At 62.4% G+C, this 13128-nt stretch carries 10 protein-coding genes; 7 read left to right on the top strand and 3 right to left on the bottom strand.

The window, feature by feature from the left end; all coding sequences use genetic code 11:
• Positions 1–26 precede the first annotated feature (26 nt).
• Positions 27–1511, top strand: coding sequence for a mannitol dehydrogenase family protein (locus HELO_RS00775; protein ID WP_013330909.1), 1485 nt, complete (start codon positions 27–29; stop codon positions 1509–1511).
• Positions 1512–1526: 15 nt separating this feature from the next.
• Complete coding sequence (gene uxuA, locus HELO_RS00780) at positions 1527–2705, top strand: mannonate dehydratase (protein ID WP_013330910.1); 1179 nt, start codon at positions 1527–1529, stop codon at positions 2703–2705.
• 190 nt (positions 2706–2895) lie between these two features.
• Here uxuA and HELO_RS00785 read toward each other — a convergent pair whose 3' ends face one another.
• Positions 2896–5031, bottom strand: coding sequence for a TonB-dependent siderophore receptor (locus HELO_RS00785; RefSeq protein ID WP_013330911.1), 2136 nt, complete (start codon positions 5029–5031; stop codon positions 2896–2898).
• Positions 5032–5356: 325 nt separating this feature from the next.
• On the opposite strand from HELO_RS00785, the gene HELO_RS00790 reads away from it, so the two are divergent.
• Positions 5357–6361 carry a siderophore-interacting protein gene (locus HELO_RS00790; protein ID WP_013330912.1) on the top strand — a complete coding sequence of 335 codons (1005 nt, stop codon included), beginning with the start codon at positions 5357–5359 and terminating at the stop codon, positions 6359–6361.
• A 52-nt stretch (positions 6362–6413) separates the two neighbouring features.
• On the opposite strand, the gene HELO_RS00795 is transcribed toward HELO_RS00790, so the two are convergent.
• Together HELO_RS00795 and HELO_RS00800 are read right to left on the bottom strand one after the other, a co-directional pair.
• The gene (locus tag HELO_RS00795) at positions 6414–7562 is read right to left on the bottom strand and encodes a fumarylacetoacetate hydrolase family protein (RefSeq protein WP_013330913.1); all 1149 of its coding nucleotides are present in this window, start codon (positions 7560–7562) and stop codon (positions 6414–6416) included.
• 127 nt (positions 7563–7689) lie between these two features.
• Entirely contained in the window at positions 7690–8889 is a 1200-nt protein-coding gene (locus HELO_RS00800) for an ROK family transcriptional regulator (protein WP_013330914.1), read from the bottom strand.
• A 285-nt stretch (positions 8890–9174) separates the two neighbouring features.
• Between HELO_RS00800 and HELO_RS00805 the strand changes: the two genes are divergently transcribed.
• The 4 genes from HELO_RS00805 (at position 9175) to HELO_RS00820 (ending at position 13126) form a co-directional block, all read left to right on the top strand.
• On the top strand, positions 9175–9945 hold the full coding sequence (locus HELO_RS00805) for an SDR family NAD(P)-dependent oxidoreductase (protein ID WP_013330915.1): 771 nt from the start codon (positions 9175–9177) through the stop codon (positions 9943–9945).
• Positions 9946–9990: 45 nt separating this feature from the next.
• Entirely contained in the window at positions 9991–11280 is a 1290-nt protein-coding gene (locus tag HELO_RS00810; RefSeq protein WP_013330916.1) for an ABC transporter substrate-binding protein, read from the top strand.
• Positions 11281–11363: 83 nt separating this feature from the next.
• Positions 11364–12299: a carbohydrate ABC transporter permease gene (locus HELO_RS00815; RefSeq protein WP_013330917.1), complete on the top strand. Its 936-nt coding sequence runs from the start codon at positions 11364–11366 to the stop codon at positions 12297–12299.
• Positions 12296–13126: a carbohydrate ABC transporter permease gene (locus HELO_RS00820; RefSeq protein WP_013330918.1), complete on the top strand. Its 831-nt coding sequence runs from the start codon at positions 12296–12298 to the stop codon at positions 13124–13126. The genes HELO_RS00815 and HELO_RS00820 overlap by 4 nt, the downstream gene beginning before the upstream one ends.
• Positions 13127–13128 lie beyond the last annotated feature (2 nt).

Raw genomic sequence — 13128 nt, forward strand, 5'->3', positions numbered from 1 at the left:
CGATTCCGACCGACAAGGAGATCCTGATGCAAGACGTCACACGGCTGCCGGCGAGTACCGGCAGCGGCCGGATCGGTATCGTCCACCTGGGGCTGGGCGCCTTTCACCGCGCCCATCAGGCAGTCTACCTGGAGCGCTATCGCCAGCGCAGCGGTGACGATGCCTGGGGCGTGAGCAGCGCCAACCTGCGGGCCAATGTGGCGCTGGTGGATGCCCTGCGCGAGGCGGGCCATCGCTATCACGTGGCCGAGTACGCCGACAGCGAGCGCGTCACCGCCCGCGAAATCGGCGTGATCGAGGAGACGCACTTCACGGGGCAGGACAAGAGCGCCGGTCGTGACGGGCACTGGGGGCGCGATCTCGAGGCCCTGCTCGTGCGGCTGGCCTCGCCCGAGACGCGCCTGGTCACCCTGACGGTGACCGAGAAGGGCTATTTCCTGAGTCCGGCCAGCGGCGAACTGCTCGTCGACGACCCGCTGATTGCCGCCGACATCGCCGCCCCTGAGGCGCCACGCACCGCGCCGGGGCTGCTGGTCGAGGCCCTGTACCGGCGCCGCCATGCCGGCTTGCCGCCGTTCACGGTGCTGAGTTGCGACAACATGCCCGACAACGGCAAGCGCACCCGCGCCGCCGTGATCCAGCTGGCCGCGCGTCGCGATGCCGAACTGGCGGCCTGGATCGAGCGCGAGGTGGCCTTTCCGTGCAGCATGGTCGATCGCATCGTGCCGGCGATGACCGGGACAGACTTCGCCCGCCTGGCCGAGCTGGGCATCGAGGACCCCAACGCCGTGGTCGGCGAGGCCTTCAGCCAGTGGGTGGTCGAGGACGACTTTCCCCAGGGACGGCCGGCCTGGGAGGCGGACGGTGTGGAGATGGTCGCCGACGTGGCGCCCTTCGAGACCATGAAGCTGCGCATGCTCAACGGCAGCCACTCGCTGCTCGCCTACCTGGGCGCCCTGGATGGCATCGAGACGGTGGCCGAGGCCGTGAGCCGGGACGACCTGGTGGTCCTGCTGCGCCGCTACATGCTCGACGAGGCCGCGCCCACCCTGGCAATGCCCGAGGATACGGATCTTGAGGCTTATGCCGAGCAACTGCTCGAGCGCTTCGCCAACGACAGTCTGCGCCATCGCCTGCAGCAGATCGCCATGGACGGTTCCCAGAAATTGCCCCAGCGCTGGCTGCACGGTGCCCAGGCGCGGCTGGCGGTCGGCGGTGACATATCCTGTACCGACCTCGGCGTGGCCGCCTGGATCCGCTATACGGCCGGGGCCGATCTTGCCGGCCGCTCCCACGCCGTGGACGATCCCCTGGCTGAACGACTGGCGGACCTGCATGCGCGTCATGGCGACGATGTCGCGGCCCTGGTGCCGGCCTTCCTGGCCGTGGAGGATGTTTTCCCGCCCGGGCTTGCGGCCGAGCCGCGTTTCGCCGAGGCCGTCATGGCTGCCTACACCACCCTGACGCAACAGGGGCTCGCCGGGGCGCTGGCCGCCCTCGCGCGGGCCTGACCGAGAGGACCTTGCATGGAACACACCTGGCGCTGGTTCGGCCCCGCCGACCCCATCACGCTCGACGAGATTCGCCAGACCGGGGCCACCGGCATCGTCACCGCCCTGCACGAGATCCCCAATGGCGAGACCTGGCCGGTCGAGGCCATTGCCGAACGCCAGCGGATGATCGAGGCGGCCGGCCTGCGCTGGTCGGTGGTGGAGAGCGTGCCGGTGCACGAGTCGATCAAGAAGGGCCTGCCGGAGCGCGAGCGGTATATCGCCGCCTACCAGCAAACGCTGCGCAATCTGGCGGCCTGTGGCATCGATGTGGTCTGCTACAACTTCATGCCGGTGCTCGACTGGACGCGCACCGACCTGGCCTGGCGCCTGCCGGATGGCGGGCTGGCGCTGCGCTTCGATCAGCTTGCCTTCGCCGCCTTCGACCTCTATCTGCTGGCGCGCCCGGGTGCCGAGGATGAATACAGCGACGCCGAACGGGCCGAGGCCCGGGCCTATCTCGACGGCCTCGATGAAGCCGCCCGCGAGCGGCTGGTGAAGACCGTCATCGCCGGGCTGCCCGGTGCCGAGGAACACTACACCCTGGCACGCTTCCGCGAAGTGATCGCCGGCTATGCCGCGATCGATGCCGACGCCCTCCGCGAGCACCTCGGCTACTTTCTCGAGGCGATCGTTCCGGTCGCCGAGGAAACGGGTGTGCGCCTGGCCATCCATCCCGACGATCCGCCGCGTCCGATGCTCGGTTTGCCGCGGGTCGTCTCCGGCCCGGCGGACATCCAGTGGCTGCTCGAGCGCGTGCCGAGCCCGGCCAACGGCCTGACCCTGTGCACCGGCTCCTATGGCGTTCGCGCCGATCTCGACCTGGTGGAAATGGCCCGTCGCTTCGGGCCGTCGATCCACTTCGCCCATCTGCGCGCGACGCAACGCGACGCGGTGGAACCCAGGACCTTCCACGAAGCGCATCATCTCGGCGGGGACCTGGACATGGTCGGGGTCGTCCAGGCGCTGGTCGACGAAGAGCGGCGACGCGAGCGGGATGGCGGCCCGCGCCTGCCGCTGCGCCCTGATCACGGTCACCATATCCTCGACGACCAGCAGCGCGACACGGCGCCGGGCTATCCGCTCTACGGGCGTCTCAAGGGGTTGGCGGAGCTGCGTGGCGTGGAACTGGCGGTGCGCCGGTTGACTGCCTGATCATCCAGAACGGATCAATGAAGATGGCCCGTCCAGGGTTCGGCGGTCGCTCCAGCCCACCAGCAGCGTCGCGGTTATTCCTCGACTGCGAGAAGCGTCGGCTTCCCTCCCGGCAAGAGTCATCGCGCTTCTTGAGTGTCATGCCAGTCAGCGTTAGCTGACTGGCATTGTGCGCTTTGGCGGGATTACATCACCAGCGGTAGCTCACTTTGGCCTTGATTTCGCGGCCCGTATTATAGAAGTTTGCCGTGCCGGAATTGACCACGTACTGCTTGTCGAGCAGGTTGCTGACATTGATGGCAAGATCGGCATTCCTGGTGAACTGGTAGCCAAAGGATGCATCGAAGAGCGTTGCCGACTCGCTCTTGGAGGTGTTGGCGGCATCAAAGTCATAGGAATCGACATAGCGGGCACCAAGACCGAAGCTCGCTCCCGTGTCCGGCAGGCTATAATGCGTCCACAGCGACGCCGTCTGTTTCGGCGCAGTGGCAAACTTGTTCCCTTCGATTGACGTTCCATCCTGGAGTGTGCCGCGGATCACTTCCTGGTCCATATAGGAATAGCCACCGGTCAGGCTCAGGTTGTCGGTCAATTCGGCCTTGGCTTCCAGGTCGAAGCCGCGCACACGGGATTCGCCGATGGTTTCCTGCTCGATGGTACCGTCACCCTGTACCACCGCGATGCTCACGTTGTCCTTGTTCAGCTCATAAACGGCAGCCGAGAACAGTGCGTCCATACCGAGGGGCGCATATTTCATGCCAAGCTCATGCTGCTTGCCGCGCTCGGGTCTGACGCCAATGGTCGGAGGCGCGATCGATTCCACATAGCTGTAATAGGTGGAAACCTCGTCGGTGATTTTGTAGGTCAGTGCGCCCCGGTACGAGGTCTCCGAGATGTCGTCGGAGGCAGTGGTTCCCGTTATGTCCTTGCTGGAGAGATCCATCGAGTCATTGCGAACGCCCACGGTGACGATGACATGGTCATAGAAGGACAGGTTCTGCGTCAGGAAAACCGACCGAGTCCTGTTGTCCTGGTCATTGGCGCTATAGGGGGTAAGGCTGCTCGGGGCACCTTGATATGCGGGGTTCGAGACATCGATCGGAGCTCCCGGCGCGTAAACGGACGTGGTTTTGCTGGAGGAATCACTGTACTCGATCCCGCCCAGCGTACTGCTGTCGACTGGGCCAACGCTGGTGTCGTATTGCAGGATGGCGTTGCCGATCACTTCCTGAGCTTCTCTATCTCTTCCAATATAGCCACGGTCGACCATCGTGCCGGTTCGTCCCACAGAGTCGGTGATATAGACGTAACCGTAGTCGTCGGTCAGGTCGCTGTAGCGCAGGTTGCCGCGCAAGGTCAGCCCGTTATCGAAATCATGGGTGAGCATCCCGGTAATACTGCTACGCTCGACATCGTGAAAGTTGTAATCCGGCTCGCCAAAGAAGTTGCTGCGGTCATATTCCTTGTCGAACGGATAGCCGCCGCTATTGGGCGTGTTATCACGCTTTAGATAGTCGAAGATGACAGTCGCGGTGGTGTATGCCGTCGGTTCCCAGGTCAGGCCGCCCATGAAGAACTGCTTGTCGTTCTTGGAGTAATCGTATTCGCGGTCGCTGTCCTGAACTTTGCCGGTAAAGCGATAGGCCAGCGTCCTGTCGGCGTTCAGTGTGTTGCCCACATCGATACCGGCTTCTCTGTGATCGAAGGAGCCATAGCCCAGGTAGCCTTCGCCAAAGCGTTCGAATTTTGGCCGTTTGCTCACGAAATTGATCGAGCCACCGGGGTCCGCCGGGCCGAACAGGGTGGAGTTGGCGCCACGCAGCACCTCGACGCGTTCGTAGGCATAGGGTTCCTCACGAACGCCGCGCATCGAGCCGAGTGTCATCCCGTCGCGGTAGGTCGTGGCGTCGAAGCCGCGAATCTTGTAGTAATCGTTGCGGTTGTCGGTACCCCAGTAGCCGGTGAGAACGCCGGGCGTATATTGCAGGACTTCCTCGGTGTTATCGGCGTCCCGCTGCTCGATTTCCTTTTCGGTGATGACCGACACTGAGGCAGGCGTGTCGTGGATGCTGGTCGCGACCTTGCCACCCATCCAGAGCTCCCGGGCTACCGTCGTGTTCGCATTGTCGTCCGCTATTGCCTGTGCATTGACGATAATGGGGGCGAGTCGATACGTCTCCTGCCCATCGTCATCAACGGTGCTGGCCTCTTGCGCGTTCACGCTCAAGGGAACAACCAGTGTCGTGCCGCACAGCAGGGTGATAGTGGACCGCGACCACCGTAACCGAGTGGCGTTGCGTCCGACTGTGCTCTTGCTATCCGTCATGCAGAAGTTCCCCAAGGTGAATGTCCCCTGGCCGGCGCAGCTCAAGATGTTCTGTTGCCAAGCTTCGAGGCGATCTCTAGGACGTAAGCGAAGAAAATACTAATGACAACGATAATCATGATCATTTATTATTTCAATCATGTTTGCCCGAGTGGCGACCGTTGCCTGGGCGCACGCTATGCCGAGGTGCTCGTCGCCATGGCGAAGGGAAGAATCTACGCAATCGGCCCCCTGAAGAGGTGCTGATCGAACGGATGGTGCCACCAGGTCGGCATGGCACGTGCAAACGTGAGCGAAGCCTTTCTTGCGAAGGAGTGACACAGGCATGAAACGTACAGCGGCGTATCTCTCCTTTTCCGCCGAGCAGGTGCTACCTCTCATTCGGGAGGCGGCGACTACCTGGGAGCTGCCCGTGACCGAGGTGGCAGGAACACTTCGGGTGACCCTCGAATATGGCGAGATTCGCGTCGCTTCGGAAGGGGCCGGCACGTCTGTTCGGGTTGCGTCAGAGGATGCGGGAAACCTGCAGATGCTGCGCGATCTTCTCACTGGCCAACTCTCGGCGCATGACCTGAACCCGGTCTGGGAGGGGGGAAGTGCCGGCCGGCAACCAGCGAACCAGTCCATCGCACGAGTCGCCGACATCGAGCGCCTTTCCCCCTCCTACAGGCGGGTCACGATCGAGGGGCAGGATTTGGCGCGTTTCGCGGATGGAGGGCTGCATTTCCGCTTGCTCTTTGGTCCCGATGGCATGGGCTGGCCCGAGACGGATGAAAACGGCGTCACTCAATGGCCCGGCGGGGCGTCGGCATGGCATCGGCCGGTTTACACGACTCGGGAAATTGTCTGTGATGGAGAGGCTGCACGGCTGAGTTTTGACGTCTTCCTTCATGCCGGAGGCCGTGTGACCGGGTGGACCGAGCAGGTGAGTCCTGGCGATGAGGTCGCGCTGATGGGCCCCGGCGGCGGTACAGGGCAAAAGACAGCCGAGTGGCAGGCTCTCGTGGGTGATGAAACGGCCTTGCCTGTCATTGCCAGGATGCTGGCTTCTGCCCCGCAGACAATGCAAGGCGAGGCTGTCATTGTCGTGCCCGATGAGGGGGACATTCAGGGTCTGGCGCATCCAGAGGGAGTGACTCTGCGCTGGGCGCTACGGTCGAATGGGGAGAGCCCTCTCGAAGCACTTGCCGCTCTCGAGCTGCCCCAGCGCGAGCGTCATGTATTCTTCGCAGCGGAAAAGACAGAAGCCCAGTCCGCCCGTGCGGCCCTCATCGAGCGAGGTCTCGCCAAGCATGAGTTCCTCGCTGCAACTTATTGGGTGCAAGACTGACCTTCGGTGTCTTGCCGGGTGGCTTTGTTTGCTGCTCGTCCATGCATTGGTGCTATTTTTTCATATAGGCCTGCCATTGGCGGATACCAAAGGTCCAGGGCGGTAGCCGGTCCGAGCGATCGACGTAGTTGACCAGGGCGCCCAGCGAGGGCGTGGCGATGGTGACGCTGTCCCCGATGTGGTGAGTGAACCCCTGGCCTGCGCCGTCGCGGTCCTGAATCGGCGAAAACATGGTGCCGAGGAACAGCATGAAGCCGTCTGGATACTGGTGGTGAGCGCCGATGGTCTGCTGGACCAGCTCCAGCGGGTCGCGACTGATCTGGCGCATGTCGCTGCTGTCGTGGAGTTCGAAATCATCATCCTGGCCCTCGATGTGCAGCGAGACACGGGCCTGTCGCACGGTATCGAGCGTAAAGGCGTCATCGAACAGGCGAATGAACGGGCCGATGGCGCAGGAGGCATTGTTGTCCTTGGCCTTGCCCAGCAGCAGGGCGCTGCGTCCCTCGATGTCACGCAAGTTGACGTCGTTGCCGAGGGTGGCGCCCTTCGCGGTGCCCCGGGCGTCGACCACCAGCACGATTTCCGGCTCGGGATTGTTCCACCGGGATGCCGGGTGCAGGCCGACCCGGCTGCCGAAGCCGACCGCTGACAAGGGCTGGGACTTGGTGAACACCTCGGCGTCGTGACCGATGCCCACCTCCATGTACTGCGACCAGGCACCGCGGGCCTGCAACTCCGTCTTGAGTGCCATGGCCTCCTCCGAGCCGGGCACGATCCGGGAGAGATCGCCGCCGATCAGCGCCTGCAACTCGCTACGCAGCTCGCTGGCCCGGGCGGGATCGCCGCTGGCCTGTTCCTCGATCACGCGCTCCAGCAGGCTGACGGCGAAAGTCACGCCACAGGCCTTGATGGCCTGGACGTCGCAAGGGGCGAGCAGGTAGGGCGCCCGTGGCGATGCGTGGCGGGAGTTGTCGAACAACTCCTCGGCCGAGCCAAGGAGCTCGCCCTCGACCCCGGACACGAACGCCGCCGCATCGTCGCGGTCGAGCAGGTCGGCCATGCAGGCACAGTGCTCGGAGATATCGAAGACCTGGCCGTGGCGGACGACCACCAGGACGGGGCCTCGTGCGTCGTCACGCCAGGCCCGGCCGACGAGCAGGGCCTGTTGGTCATCATCGGGGAGATAGGAAGAGACGCTCACGGAGTTACCTCGCTGGCCATGATATGACGCTTGTTAGTTTAATCTCTTTACGATGCTGAATGGCGGGGCGGGAAAGTTCAAGCCGTTTACTGGCTCGGCGAGTGAGACTTTCGTGGATGTCGGCTCCTCAGATGAGATCGCTGGGACCATGGATGACGTGGGCGAGCACCTGGGCGGCAGCACCGCGGGCGGCGATGAAGGTGGAGTCGTCGATCACGCGGAGAGGGACTTGCTGGGAGGAGCCCAGGAGCCGGTTCTGGTGGGTCTTGAAATATGACAGGGCCGGATCGAGGAAGGAGGGGCCCAACTGGACCAGCGATCCCCCCAGCACAAGCTCGGAAGGGTTCTGGGTATGGTGGAGGTTGAGCAACAGGGTTCCCAGTGCCTCGCCTGCACGTCGCAGCGTGAGCTGGACGGCTTCTTCGTGCAGCCGCGGCCGCAGGGCCTCGAGAAGATCCTCGTCCTCGGCGACACCCAGGGCGGCGCGGATCGACCAGCCGCTGACCAGCGTCTCTGCGCAGCCGCGATTGCCGCAGTGACAGTAGAGGCCGCCGGGCTGCAGGACGGTATGACCGATTTCCCCGGCCAGTCCTTGGAAGCCTCGGGAGAGCAGCGGCTGGTTGCCCTCGATCATGCCGCTGCCGATGCCGGTGCCGGCGCTGACGTAAATCAGGGAATCGGGCACCTGGCCAGTCCGGAAATAGAACTCCCCGAAGGCCGCCGACTTGGCCTCATTGTCCATCAACCAGGCGCCTTCCAGCTGAGGCAGGTGGGAGCGCAGCAGATCGAGAAAGCGGATGTCTTTCCATCCCAGGTTCGGTGCCACGCGCAGCAAGGGCGCGTTGGGCGCGACGGGGCCGGGCAGGGCGACGCCGAGACCGAGGAGGTGGTAGCCGTCGAGTGCCGGGGATTGCTGCAGTGTTTTCAGCAGGCCGGCGAGCAACTCAGCCGTCACCTCGGGCGACGAAGGCGACAACCGCTCGTGGTGACTGGCCAGTATCCGTCCCGAGAGCGTGCAGGCCACCAGGCGAAGGCCGTGTACGCCGACTTCGGCGCCGAGGATCGCAAAGCGTTGCTCATCGAGATGCAGGGCGCGGCCGGGGCGTCCCCCGCTGCTCTTCTGCAGTTCCCCCTCGCGTAGCCACCCCTGCTTGAGCAGTGACTGCACGCCGCTACCCACCGTCGCCTTCGTCAATTGGGCCTGGGTCGCGATGTCGGCACGCGTCAGGCCGGGAGAGCGGCGAACCAGCTCCAGAATGGCGCTGCGATTGAGCCGTTTGAGGAAGTGGAGATCGCCTGACCGGTGAGGCTGAAAACTGGTGGGCATGGGCGCTTTCCATGGTTTGCCGGCGTTGCGTGAGTCGCCCTGGTTCCTCTGTGGCCAGTGCCATGGGGCTTCAAGCTCGAACTCGACGAATGGCCTTGGTAATCAAGGTGAACGAATGTCCCCGTCAGTCGATACAGCAACGCCGTTGCCGAATGATGTGTCGGCTATCGATTGTATCGGGTTTGGCCGGGTCTTGCTGCACGTCTACCAAAGTCTCATTGAGTCTCGAGTGGCAGGTGACCATTCTGCCTAGTTAGTAAATAGATAAAACTAAGTGGAGCGAAGATGAGTGAGGACGCGGGGCGTTACCCCAGCCTGGAGCAGCGAGTGGTGTTCATCACCGGCGGCGGCAGTGGCATTGGTGCGGGACTGACCCGAGCCTTTCATGGCCAAGGCGCTGTGGTTGCCTTTGTCGATATCGATGATGCCGCCAGCCAGGCGCTGGTCGAGGAGTTGAAGGCGGAAACCGGTAGGGCGCCGCACTATTACCACTGTGATATCCGCGACGTTGCGGCCTTGCAGTCGGTCATCGCCGAGGTAGGCCAGACGTTGGGAGCGATCCGGACATTGGTGAACAATGCCGCCAACGATGACCGGCATTCCTGGGACGACATCGATGTCGAGTACTGGGATGAGCGAATGTCGCTCAACTTGCGGCCGATGTTTTTCGCTGCTCAAGCGGCGGCCCGGCAGATGATCGAGGCGGGTGGCGGCTCGGTCATCAATTTCGGCTCGATCAGCGTGCGCATGGCGCTGGGGGATCTCTCCTGCTACATGACCGCCAAGGCGGCGGTACACGGCCTGACTCGCAGCCTGGCTCGCGATCTGGGTCCTCACGATATTCGCGTCAATACCCTGGTGCCCGGCTCAATCATCACCGAACGGCAACTGGAGAAGTGGATCGGTCCCGAAGAAGAGGCCTCGATCCAGGAGCGTCAATCCTTGAAATTCCGGCTGGAAGCCCATCATGTCGCACCGGCCGTGCTGTTTCTGGCCAGTACCGACAGCCAGGCGATTTCCGGCCAGGAGCTCGCCGTCGATGGGGGCTGGGGCTGATCTCCCATGTACCAATACTCCGATAACACAACAAAGGAGAACGTCATGAATGCATTGCGTCAGTTCACAGGAGGACATTCCCGTCGCCGTTGTCTGGTGGCGGCAATCGCCGCTGTTTCGGCACTGGGCTCCATCGCCGCCGCCGCCGATACCACGGTCCAGGTGCTGCGGGTCGAGGTGAGTGATGCCGAGAAGCAGTACTACGACGAGGTCGTGGCCGAGTACGAAGCCCAGCACCCGGAGGTCAACGTCGAGTTCGACTACATCGCCAACGAGGCCTACAAGACGCGCCTGCCGACGTTATTACAGTCCGAACAGCGCCCCGATATCTTCTATAGCTGGGGCGGCGAGGGGCTGCGTGACAAGGTGGAAGCCGGCTTCGTGCGTGATCTGACCGAACCCATGAAGGACGGCTGGAAGGAACTCTATCCGGAGTCGGCGGTGAGCACCTTTACCCTGGATGGGCGTATTTATGGCGCGCCTCTCTACGCCACGGTGGTGGGCTTCTGGGTCAACACCGCCCTGACCGAGCAGGCGGGTGTCGACATTGATGAGATAGAGACCTGGCAGGACCTCGAGTCGGCCGTGGTGGCACTGCGTGAGCAGGGCATCACGCCAGCGGTGGTCGGTGCCAAGGACGGTTGGCCGATGCATTTCTACTGGGGTTACCTGGCGACCCGTCTGGTGGGTGGTGACGGCATCGAGGCTGCCAAGGCCGGTGACGATGGTGGCTTTACCAATGAGAGTTTCATCCGTGCCGGCGAAATGCTCCAGGAGTTCGCAGAACTCGAACCCTTCCAATCGGGCTTCATGTCGACCACCTACGAGCGCGCCAGTGCCATGTTCGGAGACGGTGAAGCGGCCCTGCACCTGATGGGGGACTGGGACTATATCCCCTCGAAGGAACGCTCGATGAGCGGCGAGGGCGTGCCGGATGAGGATCTGGAGTTCATCCGTTTTCCGGATGTCGAGGGAGGCGCCGGGAATGACCATAGCTTCGGTGGCATGAATGGCTTTGCCGTTACCGAGGGGGCCTCTGACGAAGCGGTCGACTTCCTGCGTTTTCTGCTCAATGAGGAAAATCAGCGCAAGGCGGCGAAGCGCGGCATTTTCGTGCCGGTGGCCAAAGGTTCTGAAGAAGCGCTCGCAACACCTTATGCCCGCAAGGTGGCTGAAATTCTCGCAGACTCGACGTTTCACCAGGTATTTCTCGACCAGGCGCTGGGGACCTCCGTTGGCGCGACCGTCAACAATATCAGTACCGATCTGGCCCAGGGAGTGATCACGCCGGAGGAGGCGGTCGATCGGGTCGCCGAGGCCTGGCAGTTCCGGTAATCGAAGCTTGTTCGCGTGACCGGTGACAAGTCATCGGCACGCAATTCCCCTTCGCTACCCCCGCTTCGGGATGGATGTTCAGCATGACAACGATAAATCCCCCCGCCGTGCGTAAACGGGGCACGGCGGATCGCATCAAGAAGAATGTGGTCAGCGGCAAGCTCTCGGCCGTTCTTATACTGCTGCCACCGGCATTGATTCTCTTCTCTTTGTTCGTCATTTTGCCGCTGATCGATGCGGCCTTTTACAGCGGCTTCTCGTGGAACGGCTATGGATCGCCTTCCGACTTCGTCGGTACCCAGAACTACCAGCGGCTGCTCGATCATTCCGTGTTCCATACGGCGTTGTGGAATACCGCCAAGCTGATAATCGTCTCTCTGGTCATCCAGATGCCGCTCGCCCTGGGCCTGGCGCTGCTGGTATACCGCAAGACACCGACCAATACCTTGTTCCGGCTGGTGTTCTTTCTGCCCTATATCCTGGCCGAAGTGGCGGCCGGCCTTATCTGGAGCTTCGTCTTCGACGGCGACTATGGCATTACCGCGTCGATTCTCCAGTCGTTGGATCAGGAATCCGTCTATGTGCTGGCCGACCGGCAATGGGCCTTTCCGGCGATCATGACGGTCATCGTCTGGAAGTATTTCGGCTTTCACATGATGATCTACATCGCCGCGCTACAGAGCGTCCCCGAGGATCTGATCGAGGCGGCCAAGCTGGAAGGGGCCAAGCCGCGCCAGATAGCTCGCCACGTGCAGATTCCGATGATCAAGCACGCCCTGGTGGTGAGCGGCTTCTTCGCCATCATCGGTTCGCTGCAAATCTTCGACATCATCATTCCGCTGACCAACGGCGGGCCCTCGAATACAACTCACACCATCGTGACCTATCTCTATACCTTCGGTCTGTCGCGGCTGAATATCGGCTTCGGTAGCGCCGCCGCCGTGGTGTTGTTCGTGCTGGCCATCGGTATTGCCTTCTTCTATCAGCGTACTACCGGCAACAAGGAGGGGCAGGCATGAATCGGGCGACGACGACGCGCAATACCCTGCGCGTGATTCTGCTGATCCTGGTGGCCGGCCTGGTTGTCGGCCCATTGCTGGCTTCTTTCTTCGGTGGTTTCAAGACCAACGCCGAGCTGCGAACCAATCCACTCTGGTTGCCGGATAACTGGAATCCTGAGCATTACATCAGCATCTTGCTCGATGGAAGTTTCTGGCGCTATCTGGGCAACTCTTTCTTCATTTCCTCGATGACGGTGCTGCTGACGCTGGTCGTGGGGGCGGCGGCCGCCTATGTGTTTGCGCAGATTCGCTTCCTCGGCTCGAAAATGATCCTTTCCTACCTGCTGCTGGGGCTGATGTTTCCCTTCGCGGCGGCGATCCTGCCACTGTTCATCAAGGTGCGTGACCTGGGACTGCTCGACAGTTACTGGGCTGTCATCCTGCCGCAGACAGCTTTCGGGTTGTCGTTGGCGATCCTGCTGTTCAAGGCATTCTTCGATCAGCTACCCCGTGAACTGTTCGAGGCGGCCTACGTGGATGGCTGCAGCTACCTGCGTTTTTTCTGGTCTTTCACCCTGCCATTGTCGACGCCGATTCTGGCCACCGTGGGAGTGTTCGTCTTCGTTCAGAGCTGGAACAACTTCCTGCTGCCGCTGGTGGTGCTCAATGATCGTTCTCTCTATACCTGGTCGCTCGGCATGATGCAGTTCCAGGGCGAGTACCTGACCCAGTGGAACATGATTCTGGCTTTCGTGAGCCTGACGATCATGCCGGCCGTGATCTTTTTCCTCGCGGCTCAGAAATACATCGTCGCCGGCCTCACCGGTGGTTCCGTCAAGGGATAAGG

The sequence above is a fragment of the Halomonas elongata DSM 2581 genome, assembly GCF_000196875.2.
Lineage (GTDB): Bacteria > Pseudomonadota > Gammaproteobacteria > Pseudomonadales > Halomonadaceae > Halomonas > Halomonas elongata.